The 26,461-nt window shown below is 55.6% G+C and carries 48 protein-coding genes; 2 read left to right on the forward strand and 46 right to left on the reverse strand.

The window, feature by feature from the left end; translation table 11 throughout:
- The first annotated feature begins 15 nt into the window (after positions 1–15).
- Complete coding sequence (locus NF676_RS00090) at positions 16–177, forward strand: hypothetical protein (RefSeq protein ID WP_252886135.1); 162 nt, start codon at positions 16–18, stop codon at positions 175–177.
- A gap of 49 nt (positions 178–226) precedes the next feature.
- On the opposite strand, the gene NF676_RS00095 is transcribed toward NF676_RS00090, so the two are convergent.
- Genes NF676_RS00095 through NF676_RS00130 form a run of 8 tightly spaced genes read right to left on the reverse strand, consistent with a single transcriptional unit; the run spans position 227 to position 3,060 of the window.
- Positions 227–472, reverse strand: a complete 246-nt coding sequence (locus tag NF676_RS00095; protein ID WP_252886136.1) for a hypothetical protein — start codon at positions 470–472, stop codon at positions 227–229.
- A gap of 18 nt (positions 473–490) precedes the next feature.
- Positions 491–712, reverse strand: coding sequence for a hypothetical protein (locus NF676_RS00100; protein WP_252886137.1), 222 nt, complete (start codon positions 710–712; stop codon positions 491–493).
- Positions 713–728: 16 nt separating this feature from the next.
- Positions 729–1,004 (reverse strand): hypothetical protein, encoded by a 276-nt coding sequence (locus NF676_RS00105; RefSeq protein WP_252886138.1) that lies wholly within the window; start codon positions 1,002–1,004, stop codon positions 729–731.
- Positions 1,005–1,032: 28 nt separating this feature from the next.
- The gene (locus NF676_RS00110) at positions 1,033–1,254 is read right to left on the reverse strand and encodes a hypothetical protein (RefSeq protein WP_252886139.1); all 222 of its coding nucleotides are present in this window, start codon (positions 1,252–1,254) and stop codon (positions 1,033–1,035) included.
- Positions 1,255–1,265: 11 nt separating this feature from the next.
- Positions 1,266–1,706, reverse strand: a complete 441-nt coding sequence (locus NF676_RS00115) for a hypothetical protein (protein WP_252886140.1) — start codon at positions 1,704–1,706, stop codon at positions 1,266–1,268.
- Positions 1,707–1,721: 15 nt separating this feature from the next.
- Complete coding sequence (locus tag NF676_RS00120; RefSeq protein ID WP_252886141.1) at positions 1,722–2,405, reverse strand: hypothetical protein; 684 nt, start codon at positions 2,403–2,405, stop codon at positions 1,722–1,724.
- A 20-nt stretch (positions 2,406–2,425) separates the two neighbouring features.
- Positions 2,426–2,848 (reverse strand): type II toxin-antitoxin system HicB family antitoxin, encoded by a 423-nt coding sequence (locus tag NF676_RS00125; protein ID WP_252886142.1) that lies wholly within the window; start codon positions 2,846–2,848, stop codon positions 2,426–2,428.
- A 29-nt stretch (positions 2,849–2,877) separates the two neighbouring features.
- Positions 2,878–3,060, reverse strand: a complete 183-nt coding sequence (locus tag NF676_RS00130; RefSeq protein WP_016359316.1) for a type II toxin-antitoxin system HicA family toxin — start codon at positions 3,058–3,060, stop codon at positions 2,878–2,880.
- A gap of 427 nt (positions 3,061–3,487) precedes the next feature.
- Between NF676_RS00130 and NF676_RS00135 the strand changes: the two genes are divergently transcribed.
- Entirely contained in the window at positions 3,488–3,766 is a 279-nt protein-coding gene (locus NF676_RS00135; RefSeq protein WP_252886143.1) for a hypothetical protein, read from the forward strand.
- Between the two features lie 6 nt (positions 3,767–3,772).
- Here the strand turns inward: NF676_RS00135 and ligD are convergent, their stop codons facing one another.
- The 38 genes from ligD to NF676_RS00325 form a co-directional block, all read right to left on the reverse strand.
- The gene (ligD, locus tag NF676_RS00140; protein WP_252886144.1) at positions 3,773–4,726 is read right to left on the reverse strand and encodes a non-homologous end-joining DNA ligase; all 954 of its coding nucleotides are present in this window, start codon (positions 4,724–4,726) and stop codon (positions 3,773–3,775) included.
- Positions 4,727–5,001: 275 nt separating this feature from the next.
- Positions 5,002–5,487 carry a hypothetical protein gene (locus NF676_RS00145; protein WP_252886145.1) on the reverse strand — a complete coding sequence of 162 codons (486 nt, stop codon included), beginning with the start codon at positions 5,485–5,487 and terminating at the stop codon, positions 5,002–5,004.
- Positions 5,488–5,568: 81 nt separating this feature from the next.
- Positions 5,569–5,802, reverse strand: coding sequence for a hypothetical protein (locus NF676_RS00150; RefSeq protein ID WP_252886146.1), 234 nt, complete (start codon positions 5,800–5,802; stop codon positions 5,569–5,571).
- Between the two features lie 17 nt (positions 5,803–5,819).
- Positions 5,820–6,176, reverse strand: coding sequence for a hypothetical protein (locus NF676_RS00155; protein ID WP_252886147.1), 357 nt, complete (start codon positions 6,174–6,176; stop codon positions 5,820–5,822).
- Positions 6,177–6,195: 19 nt separating this feature from the next.
- Positions 6,196–6,915, reverse strand: a complete 720-nt coding sequence (locus NF676_RS00160; protein ID WP_252886148.1) for a hypothetical protein — start codon at positions 6,913–6,915, stop codon at positions 6,196–6,198.
- Between the two features lie 105 nt (positions 6,916–7,020).
- Entirely contained in the window at positions 7,021–7,218 is a 198-nt protein-coding gene (locus NF676_RS00165) for a hypothetical protein (protein ID WP_252886149.1), read from the reverse strand.
- Between the two features lie 15 nt (positions 7,219–7,233).
- On the reverse strand, positions 7,234–7,470 hold the full coding sequence (locus NF676_RS00170; protein ID WP_252886150.1) for a hypothetical protein: 237 nt from the start codon (positions 7,468–7,470) through the stop codon (positions 7,234–7,236).
- A 132-nt stretch (positions 7,471–7,602) separates the two neighbouring features.
- Positions 7,603–7,740: a hypothetical protein gene (locus tag NF676_RS00175; protein WP_252886151.1), complete on the reverse strand. Its 138-nt coding sequence runs from the start codon at positions 7,738–7,740 to the stop codon at positions 7,603–7,605.
- A gap of 14 nt (positions 7,741–7,754) precedes the next feature.
- Positions 7,755–7,937: a hypothetical protein gene (locus tag NF676_RS00180; RefSeq protein WP_252886152.1), complete on the reverse strand. Its 183-nt coding sequence runs from the start codon at positions 7,935–7,937 to the stop codon at positions 7,755–7,757.
- Positions 7,938–8,839: 902 nt separating this feature from the next.
- Complete coding sequence (locus tag NF676_RS00185) at positions 8,840–9,349, reverse strand: hypothetical protein (RefSeq protein WP_252886153.1); 510 nt, start codon at positions 9,347–9,349, stop codon at positions 8,840–8,842.
- A gap of 98 nt (positions 9,350–9,447) precedes the next feature.
- A complete protein-coding gene (locus NF676_RS00190) occupies positions 9,448–9,822 on the reverse strand; it encodes a hypothetical protein (protein WP_252886154.1) in 375 nt (124 codons plus the stop codon).
- A gap of 17 nt (positions 9,823–9,839) precedes the next feature.
- Positions 9,840–10,310 (reverse strand): hypothetical protein, encoded by a 471-nt coding sequence (locus tag NF676_RS00195; protein WP_252886155.1) that lies wholly within the window; start codon positions 10,308–10,310, stop codon positions 9,840–9,842.
- Between the two features lie 341 nt (positions 10,311–10,651).
- Complete coding sequence (locus NF676_RS00200) at positions 10,652–11,011, reverse strand: hypothetical protein (protein WP_252886156.1); 360 nt, start codon at positions 11,009–11,011, stop codon at positions 10,652–10,654.
- Between the two features lie 12 nt (positions 11,012–11,023).
- A complete protein-coding gene (locus NF676_RS00205; protein WP_252886157.1) occupies positions 11,024–11,755 on the reverse strand; it encodes a hypothetical protein in 732 nt (243 codons plus the stop codon).
- Positions 11,756–12,469: 714 nt separating this feature from the next.
- On the reverse strand, positions 12,470–12,811 hold the full coding sequence (locus NF676_RS00210) for a hypothetical protein (protein ID WP_252886158.1): 342 nt from the start codon (positions 12,809–12,811) through the stop codon (positions 12,470–12,472).
- A 268-nt stretch (positions 12,812–13,079) separates the two neighbouring features.
- Complete coding sequence (locus NF676_RS00215; protein WP_252886159.1) at positions 13,080–13,310, reverse strand: hypothetical protein; 231 nt, start codon at positions 13,308–13,310, stop codon at positions 13,080–13,082.
- A 61-nt stretch (positions 13,311–13,371) separates the two neighbouring features.
- Entirely contained in the window at positions 13,372–13,791 is a 420-nt protein-coding gene (locus tag NF676_RS00220; RefSeq protein ID WP_252886160.1) for a DUF7831 domain-containing protein, read from the reverse strand.
- A gap of 672 nt (positions 13,792–14,463) precedes the next feature.
- On the reverse strand, positions 14,464–14,784 hold the full coding sequence (locus NF676_RS00225; RefSeq protein ID WP_252886161.1) for a hypothetical protein: 321 nt from the start codon (positions 14,782–14,784) through the stop codon (positions 14,464–14,466).
- A gap of 90 nt (positions 14,785–14,874) precedes the next feature.
- Complete coding sequence (locus tag NF676_RS00230) at positions 14,875–15,093, reverse strand: hypothetical protein (RefSeq protein WP_252886162.1); 219 nt, start codon at positions 15,091–15,093, stop codon at positions 14,875–14,877.
- 8 nt (positions 15,094–15,101) lie between these two features.
- Positions 15,102–15,365 (reverse strand): hypothetical protein, encoded by a 264-nt coding sequence (locus NF676_RS00235; protein WP_252886163.1) that lies wholly within the window; start codon positions 15,363–15,365, stop codon positions 15,102–15,104.
- Between the two features lie 11 nt (positions 15,366–15,376).
- A complete protein-coding gene (locus tag NF676_RS00240; protein ID WP_252886164.1) occupies positions 15,377–15,619 on the reverse strand; it encodes a hypothetical protein in 243 nt (80 codons plus the stop codon).
- A gap of 15 nt (positions 15,620–15,634) precedes the next feature.
- Positions 15,635–16,249, reverse strand: coding sequence for a hypothetical protein (locus tag NF676_RS00245; RefSeq protein ID WP_252886165.1), 615 nt, complete (start codon positions 16,247–16,249; stop codon positions 15,635–15,637).
- A 101-nt stretch (positions 16,250–16,350) separates the two neighbouring features.
- The gene (locus NF676_RS00250; protein WP_252886166.1) at positions 16,351–16,641 is read right to left on the reverse strand and encodes a hypothetical protein; all 291 of its coding nucleotides are present in this window, start codon (positions 16,639–16,641) and stop codon (positions 16,351–16,353) included.
- Positions 16,642–16,761: 120 nt separating this feature from the next.
- Entirely contained in the window at positions 16,762–17,253 is a 492-nt protein-coding gene (locus NF676_RS00255) for a hypothetical protein (RefSeq protein WP_252886167.1), read from the reverse strand.
- A gap of 101 nt (positions 17,254–17,354) precedes the next feature.
- On the reverse strand, positions 17,355–17,570 hold the full coding sequence (locus NF676_RS00260; RefSeq protein WP_252886168.1) for a hypothetical protein: 216 nt from the start codon (positions 17,568–17,570) through the stop codon (positions 17,355–17,357).
- Positions 17,571–17,723: 153 nt separating this feature from the next.
- Positions 17,724–17,894 (reverse strand): hypothetical protein, encoded by a 171-nt coding sequence (locus NF676_RS00265; RefSeq protein WP_252886169.1) that lies wholly within the window; start codon positions 17,892–17,894, stop codon positions 17,724–17,726.
- A gap of 1 nt (position 17,895) precedes the next feature.
- Positions 17,896–18,036, reverse strand: a complete 141-nt coding sequence (locus NF676_RS00270) for a hypothetical protein (RefSeq protein ID WP_252886170.1) — start codon at positions 18,034–18,036, stop codon at positions 17,896–17,898.
- Between the two features lie 360 nt (positions 18,037–18,396).
- Entirely contained in the window at positions 18,397–18,645 is a 249-nt protein-coding gene (locus NF676_RS00275) for a hypothetical protein (protein ID WP_252886171.1), read from the reverse strand.
- A gap of 130 nt (positions 18,646–18,775) precedes the next feature.
- Positions 18,776–19,213, reverse strand: a complete 438-nt coding sequence (locus NF676_RS00280; RefSeq protein WP_252886172.1) for a hypothetical protein — start codon at positions 19,211–19,213, stop codon at positions 18,776–18,778.
- Between the two features lie 43 nt (positions 19,214–19,256).
- On the reverse strand, positions 19,257–19,415 hold the full coding sequence (locus tag NF676_RS00285; RefSeq protein WP_252886173.1) for a hypothetical protein: 159 nt from the start codon (positions 19,413–19,415) through the stop codon (positions 19,257–19,259).
- Between the two features lie 47 nt (positions 19,416–19,462).
- Positions 19,463–19,801 carry a hypothetical protein gene (locus NF676_RS00290; protein WP_252886174.1) on the reverse strand — a complete coding sequence of 113 codons (339 nt, stop codon included), beginning with the start codon at positions 19,799–19,801 and terminating at the stop codon, positions 19,463–19,465.
- 77 nt (positions 19,802–19,878) lie between these two features.
- On the reverse strand, positions 19,879–20,127 hold the full coding sequence (locus NF676_RS00295) for an adhesin biosynthesis transcription regulatory family protein (RefSeq protein ID WP_252886175.1): 249 nt from the start codon (positions 20,125–20,127) through the stop codon (positions 19,879–19,881).
- 68 nt (positions 20,128–20,195) lie between these two features.
- Positions 20,196–20,867 (reverse strand): tyrosine-type recombinase/integrase, encoded by a 672-nt coding sequence (locus NF676_RS00300; RefSeq protein ID WP_252886176.1) that lies wholly within the window; start codon positions 20,865–20,867, stop codon positions 20,196–20,198.
- 186 nt (positions 20,868–21,053) lie between these two features.
- Positions 21,054–21,230 (reverse strand): hypothetical protein, encoded by a 177-nt coding sequence (locus NF676_RS00305; RefSeq protein ID WP_252886177.1) that lies wholly within the window; start codon positions 21,228–21,230, stop codon positions 21,054–21,056.
- Between the two features lie 422 nt (positions 21,231–21,652).
- Positions 21,653–21,889 carry a hypothetical protein gene (locus NF676_RS00310; protein WP_252886178.1) on the reverse strand — a complete coding sequence of 79 codons (237 nt, stop codon included), beginning with the start codon at positions 21,887–21,889 and terminating at the stop codon, positions 21,653–21,655.
- 1,092 nt (positions 21,890–22,981) lie between these two features.
- A complete protein-coding gene (locus tag NF676_RS00315) occupies positions 22,982–23,998 on the reverse strand; it encodes a ParB/RepB/Spo0J family partition protein (RefSeq protein WP_252886179.1) in 1,017 nt (338 codons plus the stop codon).
- A 129-nt stretch (positions 23,999–24,127) separates the two neighbouring features.
- Complete coding sequence (locus tag NF676_RS00320) at positions 24,128–25,288, reverse strand: ParA family protein (RefSeq protein ID WP_252886180.1); 1,161 nt, start codon at positions 25,286–25,288, stop codon at positions 24,128–24,130.
- Between the two features lie 871 nt (positions 25,289–26,159).
- Complete coding sequence (locus tag NF676_RS00325) at positions 26,160–26,444, reverse strand: hypothetical protein (RefSeq protein WP_252886181.1); 285 nt, start codon at positions 26,442–26,444, stop codon at positions 26,160–26,162.
- Positions 26,445–26,461 lie beyond the last annotated feature (17 nt).

The raw sequence follows: 26,461 nt of genomic DNA on the forward strand, positions 1-26,461 counted from the left end.
TTCGAAAAACCTTCCATGTTCGACTATCTCTCGTTCCTCTTTCTGTCCTTCCAAATTCTGACCCTCAACTGGGCCGACCAGGTTAAACCCTACAGTCCCCTGTTCCCGTTCCTCAGTTTGATGGTGGCCATCGTCGTCGGTGTGTTCACCGTGGCCAACGTGATTCATCACTGGTGACCTCGGTCCCCCACCGGATCCGGTGGGGGTTTTCTTTCAGCACGCGGCATCACTCGTCCTGATCGGCGCGACGGCCCTCGGCGATGTTCACCGCGCCCTGTACGTAGCCGTGCAAGCGGACGCACGCATCCAGATAGGCCGTGCGCGCCTGCTCCACGGCTGCAAACAGCGGTGCCATGTCCGCCCCGGCTTCACTGCCGGCAGCGCTGGCAGCGCTGGCCTGTTTATACCGGGCTTCGGCTTGCTGCACCGGCAACAGGCCGTGCTTGATGTCATCAATGTCGATCATGGACATGGCGGAGGTTCCTTTCGGTTATTGGTTGGCCACGTCGACGGCCGCGCGGACAAGCAACGCCAGGTCACTGGCCGCGTCCTTGGCCAGCAAGCACGCCGCCGCGAACTCGGCACCGCCTTCGGTCATGCCATTCGCGCGGTCGCGAAGACGCTCCCAACGCTGCAGGGCCAGCACGCCGTCCGTGGACAAGACCAGGGCCTGCTGGCCTGGGTGAACAGTGAGGGAAACGGTATTGCTCATGGGGGGATTCCTCTGGTTATTGATGTTGGTACAAGTTGACGACAAGGCAGCGACGCTCGGCGTCGTACCGGCCCTGCCCTTCACGCACCACGCCGTTGACGGTGACCCACACCTGGTTGAAGTCGGCCAACCCTTCAAGCGGTTCATGCAGGGTGATGATCAGCTGGGTTTCGCGGCCGCGCTGATGCTCGTCAATCGACACGTCGACACCGGTGTACTGCTGGCTTGGCTCCGCGCTTTGCGGCCGGCCGATCACGGCGTAGGAAAATTTCAGATCTGCAGTAGTGCGCATGGGTGTTCCTTCCGTTGGGGGTATGGGGTCATTCGCTCGCCGGCACGAACCCTTCGCCGGCACAGATCGGGCAGGCCGGCTCCAGTGGTCGCGTCGACCGGCCGTTACAGCGGCAGCCGTCGAACGGGGACGCGTCGACCAGCGCGCGCAGTGGCCGGGCCAGTACGCTGTTACCTTCGGCTTCGGCCTTCACGACGACATCGAGGACGGCGCGGTATTCGGCAACGTTGGTAATCGGTTGCAAGCGCATGGCGGCTCCTTTCAGCTCGACTTGTAGAGGTGCACCGGCGCCAAGCCCGCGACCAACGCGCCCAGCTCGATGGCGGCGTGCTCGCTGGCCTGGTACAGCTTGGCCTTCTCGGTTTCCGAGACTGTTTCGTCATCCACCAACGGGACGGCGTCCAGCGCTTTCCAATAATGCGCCAGGGCGGCAACCGCCTCGGCATTAAGGGTCAGCGTCAGCGGATCCGACGGCCCGGTGGCTGTGCTGGCCAGCCGCGCGGTGTGGTTTTGCTCGATCTGGATCGGCGCACCGGTCGCGGCCAGCTTGCGCACCTGACGCACCTGGTCGATCAAGGCGAATACCTCGGCGTCCGGATCGGCTTCACTGGTCGACACGGTGTCCAGATAGCCCGTCAGTGCCTGCAGCTGACGCTGGGTGAGGGCCAAGGGGAAACGCGGTTCTTGGGTTGATGCGGTCATCGTCAGAATTCCTTTTCAGGGTTTACGGCGCGCCATATGGATATGCCACGGCCAAACATCGTCGTACGCGTCTTCAAACGGGGGAAGCTTGTGCAGGCGACTCAACCGGGCGAGTGCATAGCATTCCTCGCGAGTGGCAATGCGTGTCGCCGGGCCATCGTCGAGGGCGATCCGCCAGTGCCGGGCACCGCTGAGTAACGAACCATCGCTGACCCGCGACCACATACCCACCCCTTCATAGCGACAGATCGTCAGCCGCTGGTCATTGGCCGTGTGAACCCAATAGCGCAGGGCCGTGTCGCGCCAGTTCGGCAATTTTGCGGCGCAGGGCACCCAATCCAGTTCACTGGTCGGCAACTGGCCCACCAGCTCGGCGTAGGTCGGCCAATACTGGTCCGGGTTGCGACGATTGAAGCGCTCGCGCGGAGTCAGCTCGCGATCAGCCTGCCACTCTGCTTGTCGCTCGGCAAAGCGTTGAGCGGTCAGCAACTTGCACGGCAGGGCTGGAAGTGGTCGCAAGTAATCGGGCCGTGAGTCGTCCACACGTCGCGCTGGCCGCTTACTATGGTACTGCTCAGCCTCCAGGCGCTCGCGGGCGGCTTTCCAGCTTTCGCCAGGCAATGCACCGGCCCGCACCTGGGCATCGGTCAGCGGCGGTAGATCATTCCAATGCCAATCAGACAGATCGGAATCACTCATGACGGCCATCCTTGACGTCCTTACGCTGCTTCCAGCACCAGGGACAGACGACGTCCCAACAGACCTAACGCGCGCTCGACCTGCTCGATCTTGGAAGCATGGATAAAGTCGACCAGGCGATCGACCACCTGGCGCGAACAGCCCAGGCGCCGGGCCAGTTCGGCGCGGCTCACGTCTTCCTCGAGCATGGCATTCCACAGCATAATTTTGGCCACGGTCAGCGCTGGCAAATGCAGCACCAGGGCCGGATCGCTCGGCGCCGAGGCTGCGGGGATTTTGCGCCGCTGCTCGACGTACAGCGACAAAGCCGATTCCATGCCGTTCAAGGCTTCGGCGAACGCATCTGCCAAGGTATCGCCGGCCGCGTTCATTTCCGGAATGTCCGGGCATGACAGCCATACGCCGGTCGGTTCACGATGCACTTCTAGCGGGTATTGATACATGGTGTCTCGCCTCTTGGTACAGCCAAGCCTCAATCCTTGAGGCCCAGCTGTTTGATAATGGTTTTGCGTAATCCTTCGTGCATTTCCTTGCTGCCGTGATCCGCAAAGATAGTTGACTTGCCATTCAAGTAGACCTTGAAGTGACTGCCTTTAGCGCTCTTGAACTCCACGCCTTGGGCCAACAACCACCGCCGAAACTCGCTGCACTTCATTGCTTTAGTCCTTGCCGTTTCGGTAGATCCATTATAGCAACACATATGTTGCTGCGGCAACACAACTGTTGCTTTATTTGTGTTTTTTCCCCGGTCTAGTTGGCCGGTGATTGGAAAAACCCCAAGTGGTTTTGCCGCCGTCGTGACATTCAAATGGGTATCCCTCCACGGACTGAGTCACCCTCCCATGCGCTGTGTGCAGATCCTGCTGCTGTCCTTGTCAACGCTCTGCGGTGCTCTGCTGGGCACCAGTCAAATCGCCGCGAACCTGTCCGCCGCTTTTCCGCCGCCGCCGGCGATCACCCTGTCACTGCCATTGGTCGTCGTGACCTGCCAGCCCTGAACGTTTCGGCCATCCGGCCTGCACCTCTGTCAACCCACAGGTTCCAAAAAGCAGGCGCACCAGGTCATCACGGGAGGCGCGCAAATGACCTATACAGTGAACATCGATCAGTACGAGCTGGAATGCGACATCATCGAACTGGTCGACGTGCCGCCCGATCCCTGGGCCACGTCCAGCGACTGGGATGCCTACGGGGATCGCGAGCTGGTGTTCCGGATCGTGTCCGCGCGGATCTACGACGAACATGGCCAAGCCATCGACGCCGGCCGCAACGCCTGCGCGCAAATTGCCGAGGACTATGCCGAGTTGATCGAGCAAGAATTGTGGCGGCAGATCAAGGCCGAACGGCAGGACGTCGCTTGACCTTGTTCAACCTTCACGGCCGATGCCGGTGGCGGGCTTGTCGTCACGCATCCCCTCAAACACACCATGGCGCACCCGGCCGGACGGGGTGATTTCCGCATACTTCACCTCACACAACAGCTGCGGATCCAGCCACACCACGTCCAACCCCTTGCGCAATGCCGGCACTCGGGCCAGCGCGCTGGTGTCTCGCTGCAGATCGCCCAGGCGCGCGCGCAACCCGACCAACTTTCGATCACTCAAACCGGACTGCACCCGGCCGGCGTAGACCAGCTCGTCCGCCTCGTCGTGCAGGGCGATCAGCAATGAGCCAATGCCACCGGCCGCGCGCGTGTAGCCGACGATGACAAACTCCTGACGGTTGTGGCATTTGAGCTTGATCCATTCCCCGTCGCGCTCGGAGACGTAGCGACTCCCGGCGCGCTTACCGACTACGCCTTCCATGCCCATCGCGCAGACGTTGGCCAACAGGTCACGCGGATCCACGGCAAAGGCTTCGGAAAAACGTACATGCTCCAATGGCGTGCGCTCGATCACTGACTGCAGCAAGGCCCGGCGGCGCTCGATAGGTTCGCCGCGCAGGTCCCGTCCGGCCATATACAGCAGATCGAAAACGAACAGCACCAGGTCATCGGTTTGCCCCGAACTGAACGCGCCTTGCAGGGGATGGAAGATCGGTCGACCGTCCTCGTCCTGGGCAACCACTTCGCCGTCCAGCCAACCCGAGGTCAGGCCAAGCTGGGCCAGCTCCTTCGCTATCCGGGGCAGGCGGTTCGTCCAGTCGTGGCCGTTGCGAGTAAACAGGGTGACGTGCTCGCGGATCCGCGCGGTAAAGCGATAGCCGTCAAACTTGATTTCGTAATGCCAATCGCCGGCTGGGGGGACGCTGGCCAAGGTGACCAGCTTGGGTAGGATCTGTTCCGGCCACGGATCCGCGACCGGTTGTTTGCGCTTGCTCATGCCCGGCTCCTGTCTGCAGTTTTACCAGTGTAGACAGGGGACGTTTCCTTGATCAATTTTAGGGCTTGGCCGCTCGTTCGGAACAACGCACTTCCCAGCCACTCGAAACAACACCAGAAATGTCACCACAGGCTGAGGCTTCGATTACCAACGTCGCTTGATCCTTTCCGTGCTGGCGAGCGCTTGGCGCTAACACTACGAAACCGATAAAGATCCCCATAGCGACTGCAAGACAGCAGATAGTCCAAAATTTCATAGATTTTTTGCTTACCTATTCAGCGAGCGGCATCCCAACTCGACTTTATTTGTTTTTGCCGTTGAACTTCGGCATTCCCAGCCGCCACCGCGGCTAGCAGTTTCGTTACGAGCTCAGGCGAGTATGTTCCTTCCTTTTCCTCGCCGGTTGTGAAAACGACGTATCCGGGATAACTAGACTTTCTCTTGATGACAAAGGCTGGCTTTTCCCCTGCATAAACAAGGCAAGGATTCTCAACACGACCTCCTTCCTGGTCTACCGAGATATCACCTTGGTTGAAGGTAATGCTCCAATACTCATTTTCGTTACCCAACCCGCGAACTAACCTGCAACTCAAGCGTAAGACTTTAAAAGCTGGTCCCGAGTACGCAATAGAGAACGCTTCACTCAACGGCTTGTTTTCAGACATAAAAACTTCTGACCGATACATGCACAGCAAGACCAGAACTGCTACTCCGGTGATAATCCCACCGGCAAAAGTTTTTGGCAGAAATCGATTCGTCATGACTGTTCCTATACTTGGAAGTGGTAACTAGCGTGACTGGCGATTGGTCGGGTGATGGTCTTTCTCATGGTCGGTTTTCCCTTATTCTGCCGCAACAACGCGGCCAGCTTCGACATAGCGCACGCGCTGGACATGCTCGCGGCCCTTCCAGTAGCGATCACCGAATACCAGTACCTTGAGCCGACCGTCTGGCAAAGCCTTTAGGACGTGGCAGGGCATGGCATAGGTTTTCGTCCAGCGGCAAACATGCTGGCAGATCAGACGATGCGGCGCGTTCGCGGCGGTCGGCTCTTGCTCGGTCTTCTCGATGCTCATACGGGTTGTTTTCCTTCTCAAAACGGCTCGACCGGTTCCCCGGTCGGTGAGTAGTGGCAAACCTTGTTAACGACGTTGAACTCTCGATCCTGGTACGCGGCTCGCCACAAGGCATCGGGAACTTCGCAACCGAGCCGGGCGGTAATTGCTTTGAAGTAGGTAAGAGTCTTTTGCCCATCAGCAAGTCGATCATCAAGGCTGGAATAGACGATTTCGTCCTCATCCGTATCGTCGTCTTCATCGAGCTGATGACCCACTTGCGGCTCCACGAAAACCACGAAATAGAACTCCGACATGGGCTTGTCCCAACCGAACTGGATGCGAACCAATCCACCGGATTGCTCGCACGGCACGCAGATTATGTGTTGGCTCATCAACGTTTTCCCGGAACAATTAGGCCGCGATGCGGCGGTGGGCCAACTGGTCGCTTTCGACGCGGCGGAATTCGACAACCCACACCCAAGGGTTAGCATCCCAGCGATTAGCCGCACTGGCCTCAAGCTTTGCGCCTTTTGGGAACGACCAGCCATTGTTGTGGCGCCATAGCGTTTTGAACGAGTCCCGTGCCGTGTGTACACATGACGACCCATCGCCACTCAGATGGTAATCACGCCAGAACTGGCGTTCATGTTCGTTTGCAGGGTTGATTTTAGGCACGGGAAGGATTCCCTCAGCGACACATTGATAGTCGCTGATTGATTGCAACCGCTCGATCCGGACAGAAGTGACTTCGAGAAAGATGCGTCGGGCCCACTGTTGCATGCGTGATCCTGGGCGCACATTTTTCGAATAGTCCCAATGGGCCACTGCCCCATTAAATTCTGGATCTTCACAGCCCGAATAAAACACCGGCGCCTTGTCTGCGGTGTAACGCGACAAAATCACCGCCCCGCAGGGCGATAGGTAGGCTTCGGTGCTTTCCCGAACCCCCAACCGATCACCCGGCTGACCGAATGGACAAAGCTCATTAGCGCGCTCTCCAACCCACTCCGGCGATTGATCGATCAACCACTTCGCGGCTGCACCTTCCACAGCAAACCGGGCAACGGTTTTTCGCCCTTGCAAGACGGCACGGGCCATATGGTCGTTGAAAAAGATCGAGCGAACTTTCATTGGGCACATTCCTTCGATTCGTAGACGGGAAACCACGTCCTGATACTGCAAAAGGCCCAATCAAGGGCCGGTGGTGTGCAGCGATTTACTTGGACAGATTGATCGTTATGCGAGGCCGGTGACCAGCTCGTGCCCGTTCGGCGCGTTCTCGATCTTCGCGGCAGTGATTTGCGCCTCCGTCCAGCCACGACCACGCAGAAAATGGCGGAACGCTTCGCGGGCGGCACTTGAGTTACGGGCGCCCATCTGATAGCTGGCCGCGTCGCCGGTTTCGGGGTTCACAGCTTGCAGGGTAATAATCATCGTAGTTTTCCTTTATCAGTGAACCGCTTCCGCACACAGCTCTTTGGCCTGGGCTCGGGCTTCATCTGCGATGTATTCGGGGAAGTCCTCGTGATTCTCGATCATGTCGAGAATGGTCATTTCGTCCTCGTTGGATGCAGCGGTGATTTCACCGCAGTGCTTCTCAACCAGGGCACGCACACCAGTTTTGATTGCGGTCTTGGCTTCTTGGTCTTCCGGCAGGCGGATGACGTATGTGAGAAATTTGCTCATGGCTTGGAGTCCCTATCGGTCGATTCACGGACGCGATAACGGCGTCCCTGGTACTGCCGAAGCCCGCACTCGGCGGGCTGGTGATCAGCAGCGTTTTCCGTGAAGTGGTGGCCCGGCGAACCGGCAGTTGAATCAGTAGAATTCGACCTTGCAGCAAGGCCCATCCCAACCACTAACAACCACATGCTTTTCGAACAGTCGGCGGTTGCGAGACATGATCATTTGGCCGTTGGCCTTGACGAACACGCGGAGCTGGATTTTCGAGGTCATGGCGTTTTCCTCGGTTATTCGACCTGAGCGGCGGCAAGGATCTTAGTAGCGGTCTGCTGTGCATCCATCCCTTTGACCCACGATTGCTGCATGTAGAACGGCTGCGCTTCAACGACGCCGGATGCATCGGCGTGATTGACTTGCAGGGCCGTAGCCACTGCCTCAGTTACCGCGACTTCCCACTCAGAATATTTCATTGCAGCGATCTCCCTTAACTAAACACCAGAACCTTTTATGTTTCGTATTATAGCCTATATACGGAGTTACGTAAATACGCAATTACGTGATTACGTGATTACGTGATTACGTACCCGTGGGATTTATTTCTTTGCTTCGCCCTGCTTTTGGTCAAGGGTCGGCCCGGAAGCCGCACGCGGAGCGCAGCCTGCTTGCAGGTGAGCACCGAACGGGTGAGGACTGAAGCGCAGCGTCCCTTTACCAGGTTGCTCTTGAACAAGGCTCTCCCGGCGGTCATGGGGTTGCTTCTCCCCCATGGCCGATGGGGTCAGAGGCCGACTCGCTCCCTTCCTGGAGGGAAGGGCGGGGGGATGGGTGTTGCCGCCGCCGGCGGCGCTGTGGACTTCAGCGAAACGAAGTTTCGAGCCCCTCGGTCGTTGGTCGAGCGTGCTGGGTGGCCAGCGCTTAATGGTCTTGCCCTACCCTGTCAACGCGACGGCGCCGCGTGCACCTGGTGGTGCACATCCAGCAGCTGGTCAACCGTCGCCGGCGACGTCAACGATCTGCAGGTGATCGTGCTCAAGGCCGGCGCCGATCGGCGCGACCGGATCTGGTCCGGATCCGCTCCCGCGGTGTACAGCAGATCTGTGCGATCGGCAGGAAATGTCGGCAACGAGGGTGCCCGCGAGGCGAGCCAGAGTTTCCGCCAGCGGCGCCGGTGGCGATCGCAAGGCGCTCATACCCTCCCCGCCCAGCCGACGACGCCGCATTCCAGCAGCGGATCCGCCGTCGCCGGCGAGGTCGACGTGCTGCAGCTGGTCGTGTTCGAGGCCGGCGCCTATCGGCACGGCCGTAGTTGGTCCGGATCTGTTCGGGCAGAACAGCGGGTCTGCAATAGCTATTTTCCTCGAACAAATCACCGTTACCAGAACGGTACGATTGCCGGTGTTTCGTACTCGTCAATAGCTTGTTTGTGCTGAGCATAATGCTGCTCGTAGCGCTCGATGTTTTCACGACAGAACGCTTCAAGCTCAAGCTCTGGAAGCCGGGGCGAATAGACGACAACTGGCGTGCTGTCTTGATCTGCGAACTGCTGTGTCCCATCGGGGAACATCAACTGTGGAATTCCGCCGAGCAGCATTTCAACCTTGGCAATAAAGGGGGTTTCCTTGGTTTTGCCGGGCACAAACTGGTGCATCACTTGAACTGACACGATGCTGTTTGCGCTGCGCATAACATCATCAGCCACCGCTTTGGATGTGGATTTAGCCAACTCCGCAGGGTCAGCTTGATTGATGATGCTGACCGCGATACCGAGCTTGCGGCCTTGGTTACGATAGAACTCAAGCACCTCGACCTCTGCCGGGGTAAGCATGGCGAAAATGCGGTCATTCAAAGCCATTACGGATTCAAGACTTGGGGTCTGGTTCATTAGTAGCTTCCTTGTTCATGTGGACGCCTAAATGGCATTTTTCTACGTCCTCGGCCCCGACACTGGCCGAGGCGTGGGTACAGCGGTCGATAATTCCCTTAACTTTCCGGGGTGCAGTTGATGTAGCCGATTGCTCGCCCGCTGTCGTCCAGTTGAAGCCGGGCGCCGCATTCCTCTACGGCACAATGGAAATGCCCCCAAGCATCTAATACAAGCTCATCAGCCTCCGGCGTTGCGGAGTCACAATACGGGCAAGTGAAAGGCTTGAGCTGGCTCCAGTCACGGGGTTCAATTTCGAGCTTTGGCGGAATGACCTGGAACGCTTTGCCCTTGCTCCAGGTGCAAGCGCCTTTGATCAAGGTCAGGATCTGCTCATCGGTCATGCTGGCCGACAAAGAGACAACGCCCTGACCCGCTGCGAAACGCTGCTCCAGCACCGTCTTGAGGTCGATTTCTTCGTATTCGTTCTTCATGCTGTTTTCCTCGAACCTCACACCAGTTTCAGGTGAGGCGTTTTTGAGTCGGCAATCTGTACCTGCATCGCCGGTTGCATGGTCATCACATCAAACCCCATCGACTCAAACCAATCGCGATTCATCAACGAGCGATCTTCGGTCGGCACGTCGAAAAAACCGTTGTCCTCTGACCAGAATCGGCAACTGACCGGGTGCAACAGGTCGAGGTCGAATGAGCCGTCTGGATAGATGCACACGATCAGCTCCCAAGACGCATCAGGCGGCGTTGGCCACTCATACCCTGCGGGTGCTTTGCGTTCACGTTGCCCGCCTTCACAGCTCCCTGAGAGGCCGTACACGAAGGCACGCACTTGCCACATCGCAACCGCATTGCCCTTTGCTTGTTGATCGGCACAAACGCGCTTGAAAGCCTGACGCACCAATGGCTTTGGCAGCCCCCACACAAAGCAGGAAATGCCTTGCTGGTAGAACACCTCAAAACCCATTGCCGGGTACCCGGCTTCGTCGGTCGCTCGATCCAGAAATTTCATGGCGATTTCCTATCTACTTACGTCCAGTGACTGCCGGTGTCTTCAAACGTCATCGAGGCGGGGGCTGACTCTCTCAAAACACGGCGATCAGCTTGGAGTGCAACAACCAACGGCGGATCGGTATCGGCCGTGGGGCAGAAAGCAAAATCAACGGGATCAGGGGTTTGGCTCCCATCATCGTCTAAGGGGCCGTTGAGGGCATCACGGGCCAGTCGCACCCGATGACTCTCATCACAGAAAGGACATTTGAAAGTGGCCCACTCAGGCCATAGCGCTCGTGTCATGGTCGTTTCCCCTTAACTGGCTGCACTTTCGCGGGCTGCCATTTCCTCGGCGGTTTCACCGTGCAACTCGTAGAAATCGTGATCCTTCCAAGCTTCACAGAACTCCGCCGAAAGCCCAGTGACTGCAACCATAAACGCGGTGCAATCAGCATCGCTAAAGAGAGGATTACCATCCACCTGCTTGATGAAGTGTGGGAATGCCTTCTGGTCAGCATCAACCACTTCTGCTGGCAGTGCATCGTGTACAAGCCCGATCAAGCTGATGTAACGCCAATGAGCCCCATCAAGCGCTTCACGCTCAGCCTCAGTGGCCTGCTCAAGAACGGAGGTGAATTCGGATGGTGTCATGGTGGTTTTCATTTGAGTGGTCATGGTCAGATTTACCTATTCCCAGAAAGTAACCATCGGGACGGACTCGCGCCGATCCAATGCAGCTTCATGGATATCATGGAACCCCCGGTATGCTTCGATGTTCGCTTCGCAAAACTGCTCCAATGCATCAGGGGTCAAGCGCGGGCTGTAGACCTGTGGTGGTTCTTGGTCGGCATCCATGAACTGCAGGGTGCCGTCTTCGAACTCATGCAACCAGGCCACCGTCACCAACTGTTCAACCTCCGTGGTGAATGGCCAATCACGGGCGCCGTTGGGGTCGAAAGTGACTGATTCAAAAAACTTGATTGCCTTCAGCCCACGCTCAGTTAGCGGACCTGAACTGGGAGCTGATACCAACTCGGTTTTGCCGTCCGGGTAAACTTCAAACTGCGAGTTACAGGCCTCACAGTCCTCGGGCCTTAATGGCAGGTCATCATCACGAACCACACTGATTTGCGTGGCCACTGTGCGAGCACAATTTGGGCATTCCACGTCCATGGTAGGCCCGGACGGCCATGCTTGTTCTGCGGCCTTTGGCCTGAAATAAAACGCACCCTGGCACGATTGGCAAACCACTCCATAGGTCACCGTCGGGGCAACTACAAACACGCCTTCCAAATTGATTTGCTGCCAAGCACTTGCTTGGTGCCTGTCAGTTTCAAGGCAATGCGGACACACCAGCAACACACTGGTCGTATCACGCCGCACTGGTTTTGAAATTTCGGGTAGGTCGGACTCGCTCATATCGTTTTCCCTTCAACTCGGCTTCAAGACCTGCATAATTCCGTATTATATCCTTGATACGGATTTTCTACACAATTACGTATCCACACAATTTAGTTCTTTGCTCCGCCCGGATTTCTTGGTCAAGGGTCAGCCCGCAAGCCGCACGCGGAGCGCAGCCTGCTCGCAGGGAGCACCGAACGGGTGAGGACTGAAGCGCAGCGTCCCTTTACCAGGTTGCTTCAGAACAAGGCTCCTCCGGCGGTCATGGGGTTGCTTCTCCCCCATGGCCGATGGGGTCAGAGGCCGACTCGCTCCCTTCTTGGAGGGAAGGGCGGGGGGATGGGGACTGCCGCCGTCGGCGGCGCTGTTGTCTTCAGTGAAGCGAAGCTTCGAGCTGTTCGGCTGTCGGTAGATGTGGCACTAGGCTACGGATGACTGTCATGCCCTACCCTGTCAGCTCGTCGATACCGCGTGCACCTGATGCTGCAGGCTCTACAGTTGATCATCTGTTGCCGGCTACGCAGGCAAGCTGCAGATGGTCGTGCTCGAGGCCACCGCCGATCGGCACGGCCGCATCTAATCCGGATTTGTTCCCGGGCAGAACGGCAGATCTGCGATCGGCGTGTATCTCCGCTACTGAATGATTTAGGACTGAGAAACCTTGGGCAATTCGATTTGTTTGCCTTGGCCATCAGGACGACGGCCTTGTCGGTACAGCGACAATTTCCGTGACTATTCGTCGTCATCGTCCGAGTAGTACTCGGACAGGTCTTTACCCTTCAGATCGGGATAAACCATTTTGATGCATGAGTAAGCGAACTCCCGCGCATCAATTTCAGCAATGAAAAACCGTGGTTGAACGAATGGAGCGACGTTTGGCTTAGAAACGCCATCTAAACCATCGAAGTCGGTTCCATGATCAACTTCAACAAACCAGCGACCATCGGCGCATTCAACCAGGTTCAAACCAGCATCAGGGAATTCACCTCTGGCCCAGTAAACAAGCCCATCCATATGCTCGTGGTGGATCGTTTTGTACATCGAGTGAGTGTTTGCTGCCGATCCGATTCCCATCATCAGTTCCTTGAAGAATTTAAGTCCGGGCCAATGCCTTGGTCATCCAGCGAGGAATGGCGTACGAAACGAAGCACAAAACGATGGCTGCCATTAGCGAGCCGAGTAGCCAAGGCCAAGCCGACAGACTAACGACTTCGCTGGGAATCAGCGGCGTAAGCCCAAACAGCACAAACGCCAAAATCAGCCAAGGCATCACGGCAAGGCAAGCAAGAGCGGCGAGAACCAAGAGACCTAACAAACCCAAGTAAAATCGCATCGTGTTTTCCTAGTATTCGTGCCCTGTAGCGGATTTCTCACCTGCCTGGTGGCCCTCGGTAAATCCTTCGACCCATCGGGTGGCTCCATAGACGCGACCAAAAGCGACGGCGATGCACAGGGCGCCGAGCGAAACCCACTTGCTGGCAGGCAGCAGGAGGATGAGTGGGAGCGAGCACCCCAAAACGAGCAGCACAAATTCATTGGCTGATCGCTTCCAAAACGTTTTCATTGCTGCCATTGCTCTTTTCCATTGTGTCTGTGACTGTCGGCAGCCGACTCGCTGGATCGGCTCTCGACAGTCACTGATCGAACCCAAAGTGAGCCGAAAGAATGATGCGCATCTGCTGGTACGCCTCCGGGCTGCTAGTCGCCATCCGCGCTAGGCCCGTGCCTAAACCAGCGGCAGGAAAGACAATCATCCTGGTGCGAGCAAGCACGTACAGTTCGCGCAGCGCTTGCAACACTGCTACCACTTCGTCAGGCCGATCCGAGAAGAAAGCAGATGGGAGCATGGACGGTGCACGCTTGGTTGGGATGCCAAAAGCATTCGGCTCGCCCCGCACAGCAGCTTGCCCGGCAGTACCACGGCGCAACAGGTTGTCGCCGAAGACGTAGATGCGATCCGGGTTACTACGCAACAGCTCCACGCTCAAATGCGCTTCAACCATTGCTTTGCTAGATGCTTTTGCCGGCTTTTGATTTGCTTGAGAGTGATTCAAATCGGATTCCCCCGAGGTAGTTACCATTGCTTCGCTGAGTGCCTTTCGCCGTAGCACGCCGGTTGACTGTCCGGGAAAGCGCACTGCAAGGGCAAAAGCGGAAGCCGCAGCTAAGCGAGCAGAGCGAGTCTGAACGGGTGAGCATTTTGGGCGTAGCCAAACCCTTGCGGTGTGCCTCGGACTGACTACCGTCAAGTGCAGGCGGAAGGTTCGCAGCGATGCAGGCGCATACGGCACAGCGGACTTGAACACTGCTTGATCTTCGCTCTGCATCACCATGTTTCGTTTTCCTTGAACGATACAATGTGCCGACGGGGCGGCGATACTCTAGCTCGATGCCTTCCTACGCAATCTATCCGCTTCTAACTCACGAAGACGATCCCCATACGCGCTTGGGTCATCCGAAACCGAAGGTTGTCTGCATCGTTCTGGCTGACCGTTTTTCAGTGCTGGAGTGATTGATTTCGGCCAACCACCACCGGGCACCCCGCCGTCAACGACCATCAAATAAGATTGATCCCCTATACATGTTCTGACCACACCTAGAGGTAGGATTTCGCCGTTAACATTCCATGTGCTTTCTTCAGCATTAGAGGTCTGAACACAGCAGATGACCAGAAGCAACGCGCAGCTCCTCAAAAAACTTACCCTCATTCGCATGAGTCCTTTTCCCTAACCTTTAGCTATGTGGTCCGCTTTGAGCCACATAGCTCGCTCGCGGGTGTCATATTGAGGGCCAGAGAAGGCATAGCCAGCGACCCGGCGCAGTGGTATCTCAAACTTTTCATGAAACCCACCAATAGGATTGGTTGTGCTGATGGCGCCTTGGGGGAATGTTGTCGAGGTATAGTCGATCACCCCTTGATGGATAGAACCATCGTCCAGAAGAAACAGAAACACCTCGCTGGCTGAGGGTGGAATGCCTTTGGTGAACGTTAAAACGAGAGGCTTTCCCTCAGAATCTACTACTTGGTCACTCACGGCCGGTGCCATGGTCGCTCCTTCGATCAGTGGACGCGAAAAGCGCGCCCTGTTACTGCAAATGGCCCAATAAAGGGCCGGTGGTATGCAGCGTTTTCCGTGCTAGTTCGGTTGGTCGTCGGAGGCTGCGTTTCCAGCTTCAGGCACGTCGAACACTTCTTCAAAAACCATCACCCGCCCATGGTTTGGCAGGGTGGGTTGGATGGTCACTTTGGGCATGCCGGACGACGCTCGCAAGCCTTTGGCAAGCGCCAGGGATTCGGGGCTGTTCATGCGCGCCCAATGGGCCTTCAATTGCTCTGCAAGCGATTTGTTTTGCATGCTCGTTCCTATCCAATCTCATTGAACAGCACAGCTACGATTTCGCCTCGCGGATCATCAGTTGCCTGGAGAAATTCGATTGCTGGCTGCGAGAACTGAACATCAAAAAATTCACCGTCAAACCGCCATTGCTCGACGATGAGAGCGGACGCCGTGTAACTGGACGTATTCATGTTCACCGTTTCGCGAGACAGATGCTGAAGGTGTTGAAGCAACGCCTCAACGGGCATATCCCCCTTCGTCCTGCCCTGTAGTGTTTTCTTGAATTTCATTGTTCATTTCCTTAAACAGTTTGGTGGTCAGCTGGAACAGCGTTCAGGTCGCCCGCTAGGGCTTCACCAGCGTCGGTGAGCAAGTAGTGACCGAACAGCGTCTTTACCATCAACCCACGCTTCACCAAGGCATCACAAGTGCGTACACGGGCAGCAAGGGACAGCGGGCCATGAACGCCAAAATCATCGTAGTCATCACCGTTGCCCATACGCTTGAGGACGTTTTGCATCGAACCGCTGAGTTTCGTTGTCATGGCGTCGAATTCCTATCACTCGGCAGTTTTAGCGACCGGGCGCAATATTTTGGCTTCATAGCCCGTAGCCGATGCGTTCTGGGCTGGAAGATTGACCTCGCCGTTTTCAACGGCTTTGCTCAGTTTCTGATAATCAATACCTACTCGCCGGGTTTGGTTGGCTGTGACTACCACAACGGAACCATCAGAAAGCTTGAGCTTGTGTGGCTTCCCCCAGTCGAAGCTGTCAATCAAGCTGATACCCGATGAGCTCGTTGTTCCGATCGGTAGTTTGCAATCTTTGTTAATTACCGCCGAATTTACGCTGTCAGCAGACTGCATGGTGACCGAAACATAAGCCTTGATGCCGGTCGCGGTCCGCTCAAGAGGTAGGACCATAGTGGTCATGCCGGTGCCGGTTTCAACGCTATATGTCGATTCAATGGGCGTACCTTCCAAGTCACGCTTTGAATTACATTCGGTCGAAATCACATGCCGCTTGTGTTGGAAGGGAGTGAGGTTCCCCATCAAAACGGTTGCCATCGTCGTGGTATTTTCAGTGCTGACTGAAAACTCCACAGTTTCGTTTTCAGCGTGTACGCCAGAAGCGAGCAGCGCTAGCGCAGCGAACATGAACAAGTGATTTTGCATGCACAGTCCTTCAATTTTTTGGATGCGTTAGTGGGCGTCCTTCTACGCACCTAGCCCCACGTTTTGACGGCGGGGCTTGGGTGTACCTGGTACTCGATTTCCTATGCTGGTAGACCGTAGGTGTAGACCCACTTTGGAAAACCCATTGAGGCATCACCAGTGGACAGGCCGGTCGCGCTACGCGTGAGCTTGCCTGCGGCAAACATGGCTCCCAGGTCGCGGGCCAATTGTTTGCACTTCGGCGCACCAACGTGCATGAACGTGACCTGAGCTTTAGTCGCATCGGCGTAGGCACACACAAAGTCAGAGTCGAGAACGTCGACGCACTCTCGCCCTGGTGCGCCTTCACGCATCCACGCCTCAATCCACTGCTGCCTGTCGATTGGCTTCACGGCGTCTTTTCCTCTTAGCCGGCTGCGTGCAAGTCGTCTTCGTCCGGATTGTTCCTCTGGATCGCCAGATGAGCATCCGTCGACCAAGCTTCGAACCAGTCGATTTTGGCTCGCTTGTTTTCAGTTCTGAGCGTGTGATCCTTTGATGGTCAGTACATAGCCTGGATCGGTACCACTTGCGCCAAATGGGAAATCTACAGATTCGCCGTTTTTAGCAATTCGAGTTTGAGTAAAGCTGTTGCTTACGGTGTGTGGAACATCAATCACAGCTTTACCAACTCGTGATTTTTCCATGCTCTTAAGCGAGGTATTGCTCGCAGTTACCTGATAGCTGATATCGCCGGTGCTGGTGATACGAGGCACGAGCAACATTTGAAAACCCGTTTCCAGTGTTGCCTTTTTAGGTTTGACGGCACCTGCTTTCTCAGTAGCTGATTCGGTGTAGTCCACCAGAGATACGTCACGGAAATTCTGCGATTTGCCGTTTTCGACACCGGCAGAAAAATTACTCACTACCTGACCGTTGTGAGTAAGTTCGGAGGTGATATTGATTGTTTCAGCCGAGGCAGTCGCAGCTGCAAAAACCAACATCGTAAAAACTGCTAACTTCATATTCTCTCGTTCCTTGGTCGGCCGCCGATGGGCGGCCCTTCTACTGCCGCTGCCCAGCTCGATGGCTGGGCTTGGACATTGCTGGTCTTTCCTTTAACGCGCTATTGCGAAGGTGGCAGCGGAGGAGGACAAAGATCCGCAATTGCTGGTTGAGGATCGGCTGCTTGCTCAATATGGGCTTCATCCTGAGCCTTGTTGTAGCCATACAAAAACGATGAAACTCCAATCCAGACACCAGCGGCAATACCGGTGGCGAATACGACGATTAAGAGCGCGGGAAGCGGTACGCGCACCGATATAAACGCCAATGTGTTCATCACTTGTTTCCTGCTCGATGCCGAGGGCTGAAAGTGCCCTGTTCCTACTGAAAAGGCCCGCACGAGGCGGGCTTGAGGGTGCAGCTAGTTTTCACATAACGCTGGTCGTGATCGCCGGCGGCAGCCTTACCAGTCTTCAGTGAACAAACAGCCTCAAAGCTCAATCAGTCCGGATTTAGTTGCCTTCCAATAGATCAACGCGACAACACCCCCTGCCAATAGAAGTATTGAGAGAAGATATTTCGCATAGATCAGCGCTGCTAAGGCGCCGAGCAATGCGCCGCCGGCTGCCGTTAAATGCAAATGTTGAGCACGGAATCGCATCTCATGGCCCCTTCTGAGCATTTTTGTAATTTTGGAAAAACTCCTTGGTTTCCCCTTGATTGGCGTTGGCAACCAGATTGACGCTGGCAATACCGAAACAAACAAGCCATGCGTAGATTATTCCAACAAACCACAGAGCCATAAACTTCCCCTTTTTTAGGTTTATCCGAGAACAAGCGTGTTCTGGTACTGCCAAAGGCCCAATAAAGGGCCAGTGGTGTGGAGCGATCTTTTCTCATGCTTGGTAGTGGTAACTACCAATCCCTTTTCTTGGCGACTCTCAGCTCATACCACCCGACCAACGTTGCGGCCAACCCGAGGCCCCCAAACGGCACCAGAAGCGCGCAAAACTCGCTGCGCAGATCAGGCCCCACGAATGGATAAGCCCATATCGCAAGCGCGCCCGCCAAGGCGATGAGCAGGTTTGCCAGACCACCCCAGGCCCAAATCAAGCTCGAGCGCCGAGCAACCCTCTGAAGTTCGGTCATGCTGTTTTCCGCGATCAGTTAGACGGTTGAGCGAGGTTTCGAGTGATGGCCCGAGCAATCACGTTCACAGGCACTTTGCTCTTGTTATCGCGGGTATCCTCCAGCCCGAGCATTGAACAACCGACGGCTGCCGCGTCCTCCTGCAGCTGCTGCTCATTCACAGAGCCAGCTTCATCGCGAACGATTCTGAAACCGTACTGACGGAGCTTGCGGATCGTTACGGCAATGTCTTCTGCCACTTCGTCTGAGCTACGAATATCCATGGCGATTCCTCTCGTTGGTTGAGGGTGCGGAACCCGCATCCTGGTACTGCCAAAGGCCCAATCAAGGGCCGGTGGTGTGCAGCGTTTTCCTTGAAGCCCCGATTTACCGGGGCAGTTTCAATCTGGATGGTTAAAGCTGTTCAATAAACCGAGTTACGGATTCAACGGTTGGGTCTGCAAGACCATGAAAGACAAGGAATTGAAAGTCCTCGTCGTCGTCATCCCACTCAGCCAACTGATCAGCGTCGAACGCCCAGCGCGTGCCGCCGTGAGAAAACTCAAGCCAACCCGGTGAGTCGAGGTGAATAAAAACCGGGGAGTTGACTGCCAACGCACACATTTCGGCACTGTCGATGCATTCCTCCCATGCCACAGGGCTGATTTGGGCAGCATTGACCATATCCAGCTCGCCGGCCTCGTTGATGGTGGCGGCAAAGATTTCGCCATTTTCTAGGAAAACAGCCTCACCGTTCGACTGAAGCAACGCTTTGCCCGGCTGGTCTTGCAAAACAGCCGCGTAAGCATCGAGCACTGCGACAAATGTCAGGTTGTTGGGCGATATAGTCATTGGTGCGTTTTCCTTGAAGCCCCGACGAATCGGGGCAGACTGATTACTCGGCGGCTTCGTTGTGCAGTTCGTACAGTTCTGCGCAGAGTTCGCGGTAGTGTTCAAGCGACATGCTCGGATCTTCGGCACCGATGTCGTAACCGACGTTTTCGATGTACCAGTCCGAAAGCTCGGCGGCAGTCATGTTGTTGAAATCAGGCATTGTCGATTTCCTTGAAGTGATGGCCCGGCGAGCCGGGCCAATGTGGGTTAGAACAATTCGCCTTGGCGGTCGGCATACGAACACCAGCGGGCGAAGCTCTCATTCCCGCACCAGTTCTTGATGCTGTCGATGAACCCTTCCTTGCGCGCTGTGCGGATAAGTTCGGCAATCACCTCTTCCGAATCACCCATTTCAAAGCAGGTATCAAACTGCCGCTCGCCCAACCCTTCGTAACCACGATCCCACAACTCGTAGTTGGTGATTTCGCTTACCACACCGTACTTGAACGCCAAGACAACGAACTCAACACGGGACTTGAAAACATGGAGCTTGGTGGTCAGTTGGTGCAAGCTTTGGTAAACCTTCTTGGGCGGTGCGAGTGACATTTCCTGTTCCTCAGTGATTCGTTTCAATGAGGATAAGTTTACACTTAACTGTAAACAGAAGCAAAATATATTTACCGTTAACGGTAAAAAACAGCGAGCTCACGAACCTCACTGCTTAGCTTGTTGAGGTCGGATACCTTCCGTGAAAGCGTGGTGTCACTTACACCGAATTCTGCGCAAGCCACGGTCTGCTTCTTGCCGTCAACAAAGTGGCTGTACAGCGCAGATATCACCGACTCAGCGGTGATTCTGGTAAGGCCTATGAGGCGTCGAAGGTGCTCAGGATCTACCTGTCCGGGGACAAGATCCCGCTTTGCAACTGCCATCAAACTCTCCTGTGGCGTAGGATTTAATTTACCGTTATCGGTAAAGTCTCTCATGGATAGAGCCAGCATCATAGTGCCATCTCGAACGCCCGCCGAATGACAGCCTGGTCAACGCTCAAATACGGTTTGCTGTGGTCAAGGCAGGCGTGTCCGAGAATGGTCTGCACCGTCTCTACATCGCCAGTTGCGGCAAGCACCTTGGCCGCAAGAGATCGCCTGCCACTGTGGGACGATCCCTGCTTGATACCGGCCTGCCGGTAGAGCCTGGTGATGGTCTGTTGCAGCGCGTCACAAGCCCGGTAAACCTCAGGCCCGCTGTCCAACTGGCGATGTTTGAACGCAAGCTCGAAGGCTTGCCCCTTGTGCGTCATGATCAGCTTTGAACCTGGGCGAAACCCTCGGTATTCATCCGCGCTGGAAAGCCCCCAGCGGCGCCGATGACGCACCGCAAACCACGCATCGAGGGCGGCAAGACATTTAGCATGGGTCAGATAGATATTTCGGGGCCTGCAACCCTTTGTGATGTCCGCTCGCAAGTAAACCTCGGGTTTGATGGCACCACTGGGGTACAGCACGTCTGCGACCTCCAGCAAGGCCAGCTCAGTGACGCGAATACCTGTGGTATGGGTCAGCCACAACAAAGCCACAGCGCGCTCTGGCAAACGGCCAGTGACGGATGCAGCGCGAATCAAGTGTTTGAATTGTCCTGGGCGTAGCGAAGTAGCGCGGCGGATGGTCATGCGGGGCTCTCTGTCAGGATTGCACGGGAATCGTGTTTGATCTGGAGAGAGTCAGGCCGGAGCCTCCTGACAAGGGTATCAGTAGGCCCCACCTGGTGTTCACGGGAAATGACCTGGTGACGCCATAAACAAAAAGCCCCCCGGCATGCTCGATGACGGAGGGCTGTCAGCCATCAACCACTTGGCTTATTTGTCGCCGGTCGGGGTCTGCAATACCCAGTGAGTTTCACCGGCTGGAGTCGGAGGCATCTTGTTGTTGATGCCGATTGCACGTGTTTCGCTCGGGTTGCCGACCGGGTGCCAAATACCACCTTGTGGGCAGCTCTCGCCGGTGTTCGCTGTGGTGCCTGCTGGTAATGCCATGGGATTGTCTCCTAATGAGTCGACGTCATTGTCGACAAATCCAACATGGTGGCAATGTGCCGAAATACAAGCCCAAAGGTCACGGAAAATTCACCACGGTGTCGCCCGCGAGCCAGATCGACCAGTCGGCAAAAAGCCCACCCCGCGCCCTGTTCAACCCTGCTTTTAGTGCGCGGTCTATCGCGGGAGCGTGCGCGGATCCACAACGTGCAGCACTACAGGAGGATTGGTCCCGGTAGGTGCAATGGTGCAGCGAGCGGGGTAGGCCGTAGGCCGCAGGGGTCGGCCCCTGTTCGGAGCGACGGCGGAGACTTGTCACTGACACACCGTCGATCGTTCGATTGATAACGATCCGGGGTAGCGCAGCGCAGGGGCAAGCCCCTGTTCGAAGCGAAGGCGGAGACAGATTTTAGGGGCCGCTGTTACAGCTCCAATTCCATCTGGCGAGCCGTGGCCGCGTGTTCGAATGCGATATACAGCGCCTCGATGCTGTTTGGGTTCAAAGCACGTAGCGTCTCGATGCCCAAGCCGAAGCCTTCGGCGCGATCAGCGGCGCGCTGTAGGTCGATCAGGCTGCGGGCTCCCTGGATGGCGTGCAGCAGTTTGGTCGCTTGGGCCTGAACCGATGTCGGTAGGTTCAATGTGTCGAACACATTCATTGTGGTTTCCCATTTATCTCACTTAGGGACAATCATAGGCCGGCCACCACAGGCCTGTCAGTGCCCTAAAAAGATCGCTCAATTCTCATGTTATTAGCACATCATCAAGATCACGGGATATTGCTTGGTTGGTCAAGTGTCAGCCCGCAAGCCGCACGCGGAGCGCAGCCTGCTTGCAGGGAGCACCGAACGGGTGAGGACTGAAGCGCAGCGTCCCTTTACCAGATTGTTTCAGAACAAGGCTCCTCCGGCGGTCATGGGTTGCTTCACTCCCATGGCCGTTGGGGTCAGAGGCCGACTCGCTCCCTTCCTGATGGGAAGGGCGGGGGGATGGGCGTCGCCGCCGCCGGCGGCGCTATTCGATTGAGCGAAACGAAGCCTCGAGCTGGCTCGGGCGTTGGTCGATGGCGCCGGTGGCCAGCGTTTGAAATCAGCCGTTGCCGGCGGCAGCCGCGTCGCCCTCCCCTCCCTACCCTCCCCTACATCCTATATTCGCTGGTCGAACCTGAAATGAGTTGAAAGAACGCTGAATGTTTGCTCCTACGCTTTAAGCTTTTGATATTCATCCGCGCCAATCCAATACCTAGCCCGGCAGCTGGGAACACCGAGGTTTGGTGGGGTGAAAAGAGCGTAAAAATCACGAAGCGCATGGAGCACGGGCGGTCCTTTGCGCTTGTGATGCGAATCGGCATCGGAGCGCATCAAATTTGCCCACCGAACTGCTTATCTTCATACTGTATGTACATACAGCATAAGGACCTAAACTATGGTATGCGAGCTGCCACCCTTCAAGACGCTCACACATACGGAGCTGCGCACGCTGTGGAAGCGGCACCAAAATGAGGATGTCCGGCGACTAATCCTCGAGGTCGTCCGTTATCGCGCGGTCATTAAGGAAGTTGAGGGGCTGTACAAAAGAACTCATCAAGCTTGGCGCGACCAGGTCGGCGGTAATCTGGTCGCACTTCACTTGCTGCAGCAAATCATGAACGCTGAGTCACAGCGGATGCAGTGGTGATCAGTATTTTCATCATTGAAAAAATGAACAGTACAGGTTGTTCTGATTCTGCCTTTCTGTTCTGAGGAGAATGCTCAAGGCATTTTGACCTTAACCTCACCCAGGTCGAGTGATTTCAGGAATGCTTCAAACTTATCCCCCAAGCTCTGCACATCGATCCCTTTGTCACATTTGAGCTCGAGCTTCGTCCCAGAAATTTTAATGGTGCCAACACCATTCACTTTCAGCGAGTTGCTTTTCGCAGGGAGCGGAGTCTTATTGAGTGCGGCGATCTCTTTTTCAATCGAGCGCAGAGCGGCCTCTTGCTGTCCTCCCGTTTGTGCCATTGCCTCGACAGCTTTCTCGACGATTACCGGATGAGTCTCAGCGTGTTCCAAAAACCGCTTCGCATAGTTACTGGTGATCAGCGAAGGATTGCTATCAAGGATTTTCCTGACAGCCTCAGGAAGGCGCATAAGACTAAGGCAACGGCTTACAATTGAAACGTCAATACCGAGACGACGCGCTAGTCCTCGTAAGCTGCTTTCCTCTTTTGCCTCCAAGATGCGGTGGTAACTGAGTGCGTACTCGTAGTCTGAGAGATCCTCGCCTCCGTTATCGGTCAAGGCAAGAATCATGGCAATGCCATCAGTCATGTCCTGAATAACGGCGGGAATAGTCGCGTGGCCTATGATTTTAACCGACCGCCAACGTCTTTCTCCACCAACCAGCTCGTACTTACCACTCGGCAAGCGCCGCACGATGATCGGTTTACCCAAGCCAATTGTTTGAATCGAAGTTGCGAGCTCCTCAAGTTTCTTCTCATCAAAAACCAATCGCGGCTGGAACGGCGACCTCACAACCTGATCAACAGGAATATCCGCCAGAACCCGCTCACCCATCCGTTCCCCCACAATCAGCTCCGCCGATGGAGCCGAAGCAGCAGGCGGCGCAACCCCCAGATGTGTGCCCTCATCTTCAGCGCTCACACCGGCCAGCATCGCGGCTCTAGCGGCAGCTCTGGAACCTTGTGGCGCAGGTATTTCCTCCGGAGTACGGAGACCAGCAATGACTTTACTGTTTGGATTGCCCGGGAAGTCGTTAGATTTCATTTCCAACCTCATTTCATTCGGTGTTGCTACTAGCAACACTGCGAATGTTGCTACTAGCAACACCGCGACCTTTAGAGTGTTGCTACTAGCAACACCTGATAACTGGACACTGTTGCTACTAGCAACACGCTAGTCCGCTTTTGCCAGATCACGAACCTTATCCAGAATCTCCGCGTAGACACTACGAGCAGACTTCAGCGTGTCCTTGTCAGCGCCTTTCCAAAGCATCAATGGAATACCTGTATCCAAGGCTTTTTCGTAGTCCTCAGAAAAGAAGATTTTTTCCTCAGTGACTCCCCTCGGAAACAGCCCATTGAGGCGAAGAAGGTTATTGAGGAGGCGAGGGCGATTGCGTTTAAACATCGTAGGGATCGCCGCAATAACCGGGGCGTAGTTGTACTCTTTAGCAAACCGGGCGCACCAGTCATGCAGACGGATCAGAGCCCGAAAAGAAAACTTATCCATCCGTACCGGGCAAAGAAGCAGTTCGCTGGCCGCGACAGAGTTTTTAGTCAACCGCGACCCAGAGGGCGCGTTGTCGAAAATAATGAGGTCATAAACGGATAGGTCGCAACCTGGAATCTTGCCGGTCGCTGCGTCATCGATCCATTTTGCGTACCACATGTCCGAATTGTTCGAGGCATCCAGTGCAAACCCAAGATCTTCGAGGGTGCTGTCTGCTGGAATAAGGTGAATACCAAACTCGCCGAACGGCTTTTTAATCACCTGGTCCAACGATTTGTTTTCGAATGGTCGCATACGGAGCAGGGGGCTGATGAGGTTCCCGAGGTGGCCGTCTACAAGACGGTCAGCAGGAATGCCCATCTCTTTGAGGTCATCAGGATCAAGGTCCGGGTCATAACCCAGCATGCTCGAAGAATCTCCTTGAGGATCATTGTCGATGAGCAGAACTTTCAGCCCCGCCATCTGTGCGCAAATCGCTAGGCTTACCGCAGTATTGGTCTTGCCTGTACCGCCTTTAGGGACAAAGGTCGACACAATGATCTGTCGAGCGAGACCTTTGACATGGTTAAGGGAACGACGCAAAGCGGAGATCTTGAAGATGTCCTGAGCAGTATATGTGCGACGAGGAATGGAACTTGACCCACTGCAAACTCGACGAATCTCCAGACCATTTTCAGCCTCGATATCAGCGAGCCTGCGCGGGGACAGATCAAGGCAGTTTGCTGCGAAAGCAGGTGTATAAAGCACCGAATCAAAGTCAACAAAATTCGGCAGACTATCGTTGGTGTCGTCCGTACTCACAGGTGTTCCTTCAAGCTGGTTCATTAGCAATTTCCCAAAAAAGTGTTCAAATCGCCGTTATTCGGGTTTAAACCAAGAATATACGAAAATACCGGAATTAACTCACTTGCGTATACCAAAAACATCGGTCTCGTGGTTGCTCTTTACCGACTGTTTCGCGACATGCGCCAGGTCGTTTATATGGTGACGGACTCAGGAGATGCGCGATTGACGCTCAAGCATCCGATAGATTCCGGACTGAAGAGCGCTTGGGCAACTGGCGATCGCTGCCGCCAAAGACCAAACCGGAAGCGGGATTTCCACGAGCTTCCGCAGTGGCAATTCTCTGATCTCAGCGAGTGTCATTTGAACCGGAGTCAAGCGCGCTTTCGACATCGTCACATCTCCCAAGGTAATCAGGCCTGCTGAGCAGGTCATGCCACTATAGTCGCGTTACGTAACTACGTAAATACGTACGTACGTAAATACGTGGAAAATTTTCCTCGCTCGCGCTTTTTGGTCAAGGGTCAGCCCGCAAGCCGCACGCGGAGCGCAGCCTGCTCGCAGGGAGCACCGAACGGGTGAGGACTGAAGCGCAGCGTCCCTTTACCAGGTTGCTTCAGAACAAGGCTCCTCCGGCGGTCATGGGGTTGCTTCTCCCCCATGGCCGATGGGGTCAGAGGACGACTCGCTCCCTTCCTGGAGGGAAGAGCGGGGGGATGGGTATTGCCGCCGCCGGCGGCGCTATTGCGCGATGCTAGATGACGATCTTAGGAAGCAATAGGTATCGAAAATGATCACCTACGTCGTAGGCACAAAAAACAGAAGTGCAATAAACTGTGTAGAGCTACGTGTTTTTCCCCGACAAAAAAACCGCCAAAGGCGGTTTGGTTGCAACAATTGCACGTAATCGCAATTATTTTTTGGACTTTTCGTTCAGACGGTCTTGCTTCGCAAACCAATCGACCAAGGCTTCGTCAATGATGTCCGACTCGGTAACTTTTTTACTCTGAGCTTTGGAGTGTGCGTGGGTCGCGTCACGAAGGCGCTCATTAAAAGACTTGCGGATGCGAATCGTCTTGTTCTGACGCTCGTTAGAGCCTTCATCCGCGGCCGATGGCTTGACAGGCGATGCTGAAACGCTTGAAAGCGCTTCTCGAGCCAAAGATCCAAGCCCGTCGGGGTTTTGATTAGATTTCATCAGTTGTTCTCTTAATG

This window comes from Pseudomonas siliginis (assembly GCF_024072275.1).
In the GTDB taxonomy this organism is placed as follows: Bacteria; Pseudomonadota; Gammaproteobacteria; order Pseudomonadales; family Pseudomonadaceae; genus Aquipseudomonas; species Aquipseudomonas siliginis.